Origin of the sequence: Pseudactinotalea sp., assembly GCF_048594945.1 — a bacterium.
Taxonomy (GTDB): domain Bacteria; phylum Actinomycetota; class Actinomycetes; order Actinomycetales; family Beutenbergiaceae; genus Pseudactinotalea.
In genome coordinates this window covers 1-9,397 of the sequence record NZ_JBMDXJ010000152.1, presented here as the reverse complement: position 1 = coordinate 9,397, position 9,397 = coordinate 1, and the positions used below count along the sequence as shown (strand labels likewise).

10 protein-coding genes are annotated in these 9,397 nt (G+C 66.1%); all 10 read left to right on the top strand.

What is annotated here, in order from left to right; genetic code table 11:
• Positions 1 to 325 (top strand): FCD domain-containing protein (locus ACOJSN_RS07175; protein ID WP_420111820.1); only part of this gene is annotated, 325 nt, incomplete at its 5' end.
• Positions 322 to 1,140 carry an ABC transporter ATP-binding protein gene (locus ACOJSN_RS07170; RefSeq protein WP_420111819.1) on the top strand — a complete coding sequence of 273 codons (819 nt, stop codon included), beginning with the start codon at positions 322 to 324 and terminating at the stop codon, positions 1,138 to 1,140. The genes ACOJSN_RS07175 and ACOJSN_RS07170, both read left to right, overlap by 4 nt.
• Complete coding sequence (locus ACOJSN_RS07165) at positions 1,137 to 1,895, top strand: ABC transporter permease (protein ID WP_420111818.1); 759 nt, start codon at positions 1,137 to 1,139, stop codon at positions 1,893 to 1,895. The genes ACOJSN_RS07170 and ACOJSN_RS07165 overlap by 4 nt, the downstream gene beginning before the upstream one ends.
• 37 nt (positions 1,896 to 1,932) lie before the next feature.
• Positions 1,933 to 2,934 (top strand): ABC transporter substrate-binding protein, encoded by a 1,002-nt coding sequence (locus ACOJSN_RS07160; protein WP_420111817.1) that lies wholly within the window; start codon positions 1,933 to 1,935, stop codon positions 2,932 to 2,934.
• Positions 2,935 to 3,076: 142 nt separating this feature from the next.
• Positions 3,077 to 3,904 (top strand): class I fructose-bisphosphate aldolase, encoded by an 828-nt coding sequence (locus tag ACOJSN_RS07155; protein WP_420111816.1) that lies wholly within the window; start codon positions 3,077 to 3,079, stop codon positions 3,902 to 3,904.
• A 113-nt stretch (positions 3,905 to 4,017) separates the two neighbouring features.
• On the top strand, positions 4,018 to 5,412 hold the full coding sequence (locus ACOJSN_RS07150; RefSeq protein WP_420111815.1) for an ABC transporter substrate-binding protein: 1,395 nt from the start codon (positions 4,018 to 4,020) through the stop codon (positions 5,410 to 5,412).
• 124 nt (positions 5,413 to 5,536) lie between these two features.
• Complete coding sequence (locus ACOJSN_RS07145; protein ID WP_420111814.1) at positions 5,537 to 6,376, top strand: carbohydrate ABC transporter permease; 840 nt, start codon at positions 5,537 to 5,539, stop codon at positions 6,374 to 6,376.
• Positions 6,369 to 7,223, top strand: coding sequence for a carbohydrate ABC transporter permease (locus ACOJSN_RS07140; protein ID WP_420111813.1), 855 nt, complete (start codon positions 6,369 to 6,371; stop codon positions 7,221 to 7,223). The genes ACOJSN_RS07145 and ACOJSN_RS07140 overlap by 8 nt, the downstream gene beginning before the upstream one ends.
• An 89-nt stretch (positions 7,224 to 7,312) precedes the next feature.
• Positions 7,313 to 8,347 carry a zinc-binding dehydrogenase gene (locus ACOJSN_RS07135; RefSeq protein ID WP_420111812.1) on the top strand — a complete coding sequence of 345 codons (1,035 nt, stop codon included), beginning with the start codon at positions 7,313 to 7,315 and terminating at the stop codon, positions 8,345 to 8,347.
• 58 nt (positions 8,348 to 8,405) lie between these two features.
• On the top strand, positions 8,406 to 9,397 hold a 992-nt coding region (locus tag ACOJSN_RS07130; protein WP_420111811.1), incomplete at its 3' end, for an FGGY family carbohydrate kinase.

Genomic DNA, 9,397 nt, shown 5'->3' with positions numbered 1-9,397 from the left:
AGTTGGCATCTCCTGGCGTGACTATCGCGAGCATGACCTGAGATTCCACAATGTGATCTGGAGTCTGTCGGGGAACACCCGCGCAAGGGAACTGCTGCAGTCCACACACGACGCCGTGATTCTTGACCCGCTGTTCGAGCGCTACGCAGACATGCCGGGCCAGCAGCATCGGTCGATGAAGGAGCATCGCAGAATCGTGGAGGCGCTCTCGACTGGTGATCCGGATGTGGCTGCCGCTGCTGCGGCCGAGCATGGCGAGTCCTACACGCGCGAGCTGGTCAGCAGGCTCTTTGGCTCCGACGCAGGGTCGGGGGGGGAAGCGTGATCGCCGGTGCGGCGCCCGCGCCGCAGATTGCCATCCGCGACTTGCGCCTGGAGTACCGGCCCGCCCAAGGGGATCCAATTCTCGCCGTCGACGGTGTCGACCTCATCGTGCCGGCCCGAAGGTTCGTCAGCATCATCGGGCCCTCCGGATGTGGTAAAAGCACGCTGCTGAAGGTGATCTCGCGCGTGGTCCGCGCCAGCGAAGGCACGGTGGACATCGACGGGGTGCCAGTAGCCGACGTCGAGTTCGGCGGACGGCTCAGCTTTATGTTCCAGCAACCGTTGCTGCTGCCGTGGCGCAGCGTGCTGAAGAACGTGCTACTGCCCTTGGAGATCCAGGACAAGAAGATCAGCCCCGAGGCCAATGCCCGTGCACTTGGCCTGCTTGACATGGTCGGACTCGCTGGCGTGCGGGATCTGCTTCCCCATCAGCTATCCGGCGGCATGCGACAACGGGTGGCCCTGGCACGAGCACTCGTTACCGGTCCCGAGATCCTCCTGATGGACGAGCCCTTCGGCGCTGTCGACGAGATCACGCGCGAGGCGCTTCAGGAGGAATTGCTACGGATCTGGCAGGAAAAGCAGACGACGATCGTGCTGGTCACGCATCACATCGAGGAGGCGGTGCTGCTCTCGGACGAGGTCGTCGTGCTGTCGGAGCGGCCTGGTCGGGTGGTCGAGGTCGTCGATGTCGACCTCCCTCGTCCTCGTGACGCGGAGGTACGCGAACGGCAGCAGTTCCACCACGTGGTTGCCCATCTGCGCGCGCTGCTGCGGCCGGGTGCGACAGCAGTGGCCTCCGGGGAGATCCGATGACGTGGAAGCCTTTCGCGTTGATCGCCGCACTCCTGGCCGTGACCGAGGCTGCTGTCCGCCTGTTCGATGTGCCGACCTACCTGGTGCCGGCCCCGAGTGCGGTCTTCGCGGAGCTGGGCATGAGGTGGGATTACTTCGTCACCCACGTCCCGGCCACCACGGTCGAGATCTGGGTCGGCTTCGCCATCGCGCTGCTCGCTGGGATCCTACTTTCGTTGCCCATTGCGCTGACGAAGTTCGGTGAGCAGGCGCTGATGCCGGTCCTGGTCGCGACGCAGTCGATCCCCAAGACCGCGCTCGCTCCCATCTTCGTGATCTGGTTCGGGTTTGGACTGACCCCGAAGATCACCATGGCGGCCGTGATCGCGTTCTTCCCGATCGTGGTCAACATGGTGCTCGGGCTGCGCTCCGTCGATCCTGAGATCGTGCAGTACCTCCGCACCGTTGGTGCCAGCAACTGGGAGATCTTCCGCAAGCTTCGACTACCGAGCTCGCTGCCTTATCTGCTCGCAGGGATGAAGGTGTCGATCTCGCTGGCCACCGTCGGCGCCATCGTCGGTGAGTTCGTGGGTGCTGATCAGGGTCTGGGCTTCGTGATCCTGAGAGCCATCAACAACTTCGACACCGTGACGATGTTCGCCGCCCTGCTGGTCGTCAGCGTGCTTGGCGTCCTCTCCTACGGGGCGGTCGCGCTGCTCGAACGGCGTGCGCTGTCGTGGGCGCCCGACATCTCCACCAGCCAGACCGGCGCGTGACCGACGCGCCGCACCAATCGAACCGGAAGGACGCTTCATGCGCACACGACGAATACTGATGGCGGTCTTGGCATCGGCCGCCTCCGCTGCGCTCCTGGCGGCGTGCAACTCACCAGCGGCGCCCAACAGCGTGGGCGACCAGGGTGAGGGACTTACCCCCATCACCTTCCGACTCGACTGGATCTACGGAGCCCAGCACGCCGGCTATGTCGTAGCGGACGAGCTCGGGTACTACGATGACGCCGGTTTCGACGTCACGATCCAGGAGGGTGAAGGATCGGCAGTCACCGCCCAGATCGTCGCCAGTGGACAGGCCGACATCGGTGTGATCTCGGCGGGCGAGGTCCTCTCCGCCGTATCGAACGGCCTATCGTTGCGCGCCGTCGCAACCGTCGTGCAGCAGAGCCCCACCGCAGTCCTGTACGACGCCGATCGCATCCAACTCGACTCGCTGGACGACCTCTATGGGCTCAGGTTGGGCGTGGTGACTGAGAGCTCTCAGTACAAGGAGTGGACAGCAGTCGCCTCCTTGAACGACCTCGACACCTCCGCCATCACCGAGGTCGCCGGAGGACAGGCCGTGTTGCAGGCTTTCATCAACGGCGACCTGGATGCGGCTCTGGGCTGGACGTTCCTCGACGCCACGGTCGCCCAGGCCCAAGGCATCAACGTCGAGCATCTGCTCCTGAGCGACTTCGGCCTCACGATCCCCAACTCCGCGCTGGTCGCCAACGTCGGCGTTCTCGAAGGCAACCCCGGGGCCGTCACGCGCTTTATCGAGGCGACCGAACGTGGGTGGGACTACGTGCGCGAGCACCCCGAAGATGCGCTCGACATCTTCTTCGATGCCGCGCCAGAAGCCGAGGTCGAGTCCAATACCGTACGGCTACCGATCTTCCTGGAGCATCTGGGCGACGACTTCGGTGCCTTCCGCCACGAGGAGTGGCAGGCGTTGCACGATCTCTATGCCGCCGAAGGGCTCCTGAACGAGGAGATCGAACTCGAGGGTCAGGCCTACGACTCCACGCTCCTGCCCTGACCCAAGAACGGCACCAGCATGCTCAGAGGTACATACAGGGCATTGCCCTCTATGTACCTCTGAGGTAGAGTGTCGGATGAGGACGCAGACGGCCTCCCAAATCAGGGGGTTGAGCCCCCGGAACGAACGACAAGGAGCGCCCGTGACTGGGATCGAAGTCAGGCTGAGCCAGCTGCTGAACGCCGAGAGCGGAAAGGGTGTGGTCGTCGCGTTCGATCACGGCGGCAACGGCGTCGTTCCCGGCGGAGAGGACCCGGGAGCCATCCTCGCAACTCTAGGCGCGTCCGGCGCTGAGGCACTGCTCCTCGGGCCGGGTCTGGCTCGCCATGCCGCTGCGTCGGTCGCGCGGCCCGGTGGGCCTCGTCTCATCGTTGCGCTCGATCACTGTGTCATCGATTCGCTGCCGGGTCAGGAGGCACCGATGACCCAGCACCGCCAGCTGATCTCTCCCGTCGACGCGCTCGGTCTCGGCGCCACGGCTGCCAAGATGCTGCTGCCCGTGGGCTTGGAGACCTCCGCGGCCTACGCGGACTCCGCCGCCGTGGTGGCTCGGAACGCTCACGAGTGCGCGCGCCTGGGACTTCCACTGATGGTCGAGCCGGCATTGTGGGGTTCACGGGTGCCCGAGGACACCGACCAGCTGATCGCCCACGCGGCCAGAGTCAGCGTCGAGCTGGGAGCACATCTCCTGAAGATTCCGGCCACGGTGGATCCGGAGCTGCTGAACGACATCGTGCAGTGGTCGCCGGTGCCGGTCTTCGTCCTCGGTGGAGCGCCGGCGAATCCCCGCAGCTTCGGGGAGGAGATCGGCCGCTGGATGCAGTCCGGCGCAGCCGGTGTCGCTGTTGGGCGCAACGTGTGGAGCCGTCCCTCGCCCGGCCACGCGATCCAGGCACTGCAGGCAGCCGTGCACGACGCCGACATCGAGGCGTGCGTGCGGCATCTCGAGCAGGCGGACACCGCCGCCTGATCCTTCGGTCCCGGGGTTCGCGACAGCGGGCTCGACGCGATGACCACCGTGGCCGCTCCGTGGCCCCGGGGCCCCCCTTCCCTCCCACCACATTAGAAGCTGAGGAGTCAGCAATGTCCACGAAGCCCCCGCGGCTCGCCACTACCTCGTTCGCAGCGCCGCGAACCTCCCTGACGCGGCGGTCTCTGCTTCAGTACTCGATGGCAGGCGGTGCCGCAGCGATGCTCGGCGCCTGCTCCGGACAGGGTGCGCAGGGCAAGACGACGATCACGGTCGCGAACGTCAGCAATCCCGTCACCGAAGACCTCCAGGAGCTCACGCGGTCGGAGTTCAACGCCATTCACCCTGATATCGAGGTGCGCTTCTCCTCGCTACCGGAGACCGAGCTGCGCGAGCGCGTGGCGCGGGACGTGGCGAACGGCTCCGGGCAGTTCGACGTGCTCGCGCTCGGCCCTTACGAGACCTCCCAGTACAGCAGCCAGGGATGGCTGGCCGACCTTCGTCCGCTGATGGACGAGACCGAGGGCTACGACGCCGCCGACCTGATCCCGTCCGTCATGGAGACCTTGTCCAGCGACGACCAGATCTGGGGTGCCCCGGTTTATGCCGAGTCCGCCTTCCTGATGTACCGCACTGACGTTTTCGAGGAGCGGGGCCTCACGATGCCGGAGCAGCCGACCTGGCAGGAGGTGGCCGAGCTCGCGCACACGATCCATGGCCCTGACCTGTCCGGGATCGCGCTCCGCGGCCTGCCGGGTGAGAACCAGGTGTCCGTCATGTCCGTCATCTACGCATTCGGCGGACGCCTCTTCACGCCTGAGTGGGAGCCGACTTTCACCGAGGCCGAGACACGTGAGGCGATCAACTTCTACGTGGACCTCGTGCGTTCCGCGTCACCGGTCGGTGCCGCCTCGGCCGGGTACAACCAGGCTCTGTCGTCGTTCGCGCAGGGTCAGGCAGCCATGTTCATGGACGCCACCGTGGCTGCGAACACCCTCGAGGACCCTGATCAGAGCACTGTGGCTGGCAAGGTCGGCTACGCCCCGGCGCCGCACTATCGCAGCGACTTCGGCGGCTGGTACTGGTCTTGGGCGTTGAGTATTCCGGAGTCGTCGCGTCATCAGGAGGCCGCCTGGTCCTTCGTCTCCTGGGCGACCTCCCAGGACTACATCAAGCTGGCCGGCGAGACTTTCGGCTGGGAGCGCGTGCCCCCCGGCACGAGGCTGTCTACCTACGAGATCAGCGAGTACCAGGAGGCGGCACCGTTCGCCGCGGCGACCCTGGAGGAGATCGCCAAGGTCAGCACCGACAAGCTGCTCAAGCCGACCGCTCCTCCGCAGCTGCCGGCGGCGTACTTCGAGTTCCCGCAGTGGACCGACGTCTACATGCCGATGTCACAAGAGATCGCTGCGGCGATCGCCGGTCAGCAGACCGCCGATCAGGCTGTCGACGCGATCCAGGCCAGTGCCGAGGCGACGATGAGCCGCATCGGGCTGTGGGCCGGATGACCCTGGCACACCCTGCGAGATTGTGATGAGCACGATGAGCGTTGCCTCACCAGCCGAACCAGAGACAGGACGGGGAGGCGAACGCGAACGCCACCGGCCGACTGTGCTTCCACGGTTCTCGCCGATGGCGCGGATCGCCATCATCTACATGGTCCTCATGACACAGGTTCCCTTCGTGATCACGCTGGTGCTGAGCACGTGGGACTGGAACCTGCTGAGTCCGGGTGGTCGTCAGTTCGTGGGGCTGGCCAACTATGCCGAGGTCCTGCGGATGTCCGGAACCGGGACGGCGATGTGGAACACGGCGCGGATGACCGTTGGCGTCGTGGCGCTGATGCTCGTTTTCGGCACAGTGCTGGCACTGCTGCTCAACCGCCGATTTCTGGGCCGCGCAGTAGTGCGCACGATGATCTTCTGTGCGTTCCTAATCCCGCCGACGGCCTCAGCGTTGATCTGGAAGACGACGATGCTGGATCCGAAGAACGGGCTGCTCGGCTTTCTGCTTGCACCCTTCGGAGGCGCCGGCATCGACTGGATCAACACCTGGCCCATGGGCACTGTCGTCGCAGTCACGGCGTGGCAGTGGACTCCGTTCGCCATGCTGATCATCCTGTCGGGCCTGCAGAACGTGGATCGATCCTCGCGGGAGGCCGCGATGCTGGACGGCGCTGGGCCCGTGCGAATCTTCGGCTCGCTGACACTGCCTCACCTGCGGCCCCACCTGGAGGTCAGCGCGCTGCTCGGAGCGATCTTCGTCTCGCAGCTGCTCGACCCGATCTTCATGATCACCCAGGGAGGTCTCGGGAACCAGACGACCACCGCTGCCTACCGATTGCACGGTCTGGCGTTCCGCAGCTTCGACATCGGGTTGGCGTCGGCGTTCGGCGTTGTGCAGGTGTTCGTGACGATCGTCGTGACCTTGCTGCTCCTGCGGTTCGCCGCCAGGTCGCTGAGAGATGGGTGAACATACCGTGGCAGCAAACTCGACGACTCCCCTCCGACTTCTCCGCTCGTGGGCCGGGACGGGCTTCAGCTGGGCCATCGGGCTGGCCTTCTTCCTGCCGATCGCTTGGATGGCGCTAACGAGCCTCAAGCCCGAGGTGCTCGCGGTCACCAACCCGCCGACCTTCATTTTCACCCCAACGTTCGAGAACTACCTCTCGATCCTCGGGGCCCCGGATGCGATGCTCGCATTCCGAAACTCTCTGGTGGCATCGCTGGGATCGACGGTACTGGCGCTCACCTTTGCCTTTCCGATTGCGTTCGCCATGGCGGTGCGCCGGGTCAAGCGGGCCAGCGACGCCCTGTTCTTCGTCATCTCGACCCGAATGCTTCCGCTGCCGGGCGTGATCATTCCGATCTATATGGCAGTTCAGGCTCTCGGACAGCTCGACAATATCGGCACCCTCGTCGCGTTCTACACCACAATGAACATGCCGCTGGCGGTGTGGATGTTGCGCGCCTACCTACTCGACATGCCGAAAGAGATCGTCGAAGCGGCGACCGTGGACGGCGCGAACGGGTGGCAACTGGTTTCGCGCGTGGTGCTGCCGCTCATCCGGCCGAGCCTGGCCGCGACAGCCGTGCTGTGCATGGTCTTCGCCTGGAGCGAGTTCTTCCTCGCGGTCAGCCTGACCTCATACGACGCAGCGACGATCCCGGTGTACCTAACCGGCTTCGTCACCGATCGCGGCCTCTATTGGGGCAGCTTGTCCGCGATGGCCGTCTTGGCATCTCTTCCGGTGGTCCTGCTCGGCACGTTTGCCCAGCGCTACATCATGAAGGGCTTCTCGATGGACTCCGATAAGTGACTCCGCACTCGAGCACACCTTCCGTGACCGTGTCGATTCTCGGTCTTTCCCGCCGCCTAGCGGCAACAACCAACACTAAGGAGTAAAGCGTGCGCGCTGCTGTTCTTCGCAGCCCCGGCGACCTGAGCATCGTCGAGGTCCCCACACCAGAGATCGGCGACGGCGAGATCCTCGTCAAGGTCGCAGCGACCACGCTCTGCGGGTCCGATGTGCGGATCTATCTCGGCCAGAAGACGGGTGGCGTGCGCTGGCCCGCGGTGATTGGTCACGAGTTCTCCGGAATAGTGGCGGCGGTCGGTGACGGCGCGCCGGATCTGCTCGGACGGACCGTCAGCGTGATTCCGTGGATTGCGTGCGGCGCGTGCCCCTCGTGCGTGGCTGGGCGGCGGAACCTGTGCGATGACCTGCGCGTGCTCGGCTACGGCGAGCACGGCTCGCTCGCCGAGTACGTTCGCGTGCCTGCCGACGCGGTGGAGTCCGGCTGTGTCGTCCCGGTGGAGGCCGACGTCCCGGCGACACACTTGGCGCTCGCGGAGCCGCTCGCATGCGCCCTACACGGGCACCGGCGCTCGGACATCCGCCTCGGCCAGAGCGTATTGATCGTGGGCGGCGGCCCGATCGGTTTGTTCCACCTTCAGCTCGCCGTGCTTGCCGGTGCTGAGAAGGTGATCGTGAGCGAACCGGGCGAGCTGCGCCGCGAGGTCGCGACGCGCTTCGGCGCGACCGCCGTCGTCGACCCCAGTCAGGAGGACCTCCGCGAGATCGTGATGCGGGAGACCGGTGGTACCGGTGTGGACCACACCATCGTGTGCATCGGCTACGGCGAGCTCGTCGACGACGTGGTTGCCTGCACGCGCAAGGCCGGGCGCGTCAACCTGTTCGCCGGCTTCGGCGGCTCGGGGTCCGCGGAGATCAATCTCAACGCGATCCACTACGGCGAGTACGACGTCATCGGCAACGTGGGCGGCACGCGCCGCGACTTCACGGACGCCCTGGCACTGATCACCTCCGGCCGCATCCGCGCCGCCGAGATGATCACGCGCGAGTTCAGTCTCGAGGACGCGACCGAGGCGATGGCAGAAGCCGTCGGAGGCGGCGCGCTCAAGGTCGCCGTGACCTCGTAGCCCCATCCGCACCCGGCGTCGGCCGACGGCACCAGCACAAGAGAGGAGAGCAGAGCACATGAGGACCGCGCTCATTGGCATCGACATCGGCACGTCCAGCACCAAAGGCGTGCTCGTCGACCCCGACGGAACGGTCCTGCGGCAGCACGCTCAGCCGCACACGGTCAGCCGACCACATCCAGGATGGGCCGAACAGGATGCTCTCGACGTCTGGTGGGCCGACGTCGTGGACATCTGCCATGCGCTGGCCGACGAGCCCGACACCGAGATCATGGGTGTGGGCATCACGGGGCTCGGGCCTTGCATGCTCCCGCTCGACGCACAGAATCGGCCGCTCCGCCCGGCGATCCTGTACGCCGTCGACACCCGGGCGATGACCCAGGTGGAGGAGGTGAACCAGCGGTACGGAGAGGAACTCGTCTCCCGGTGCGGCCACGTGGCGACCAGCCAGTCCGTCGGGCCCAAGATCCTGTGGCTCGCCGAGCACGAGCCGGACGTCTTCGCCCGGACGGCACGAGTTGTCTCCAGCACCGGTTTCGTCGTCGAACGACTCACCGGCGCCTACGTGGTCGACCACCTGACCGCCAGCATGTTCGACCCCTTCTACGACCTCCATGAGGGTGCGTGGATCAGGGAGTGGGCCGAGCCGCTGATCGGTCACATCGAGCTGCCCGAGCTCTGCTGGCCAGGCGACGTCATCGGGCAGGTGTCGGCCTCGGCAGCGGCCGAGACAGGCCTGCCCGCCGGTGTCCCCGTGGTGTGCGGGACCATGGACTTCTGGGCTGAGAACGTCAGCGTGGGCGCCGACGCACCCGGCGACTGCATGCTCGCCTACGGGACCACGATGTCGGTGAGCGCCGTCGTCGATCGGCCCGCAATCGATCCGATGCTCGGCACGGCACCGGCGAGCGGACCGGGCGCCTACCACGTGGGTGGCGCCACCGCCGCTGCCGGAGCGCTGACGGACTGGACTCGCCAGCTCACGGCGCAGGCGGGGTTCGAGCAGCTTCTCGAGCTGGCGGCCCAGGTCGCGCCAGGCGCCGACGGCGT

Bases quoted from the DNA above. Each gene is read 5' to 3' on its own strand.
- ACOJSN_RS07165 (WP_420111818.1), top strand. From the start codon at position 1,137: ATGACGTGGAAGCCTTTCGCGTTGATCGCCGCACTCCTGGCCGTGACC.
- ACOJSN_RS07160 (WP_420111817.1), top strand. From the start codon at position 1,933: ATGCGCACACGACGAATACTGATGGCGGTCTTGGCATCGGCCGCCTCC.
- ACOJSN_RS07150 (WP_420111815.1), top strand. From the start codon at position 4,018: ATGTCCACGAAGCCCCCGCGGCTCGCCACTACCTCGTTCGCAGCGCCG.
- ACOJSN_RS07145 (WP_420111814.1), top strand. From the start codon at position 5,537: ATGGCGCGGATCGCCATCATCTACATGGTCCTCATGACACAGGTTCCC.
- ACOJSN_RS07140 (WP_420111813.1), top strand. From the start codon at position 6,369: ATGGGTGAACATACCGTGGCAGCAAACTCGACGACTCCCCTCCGACTT.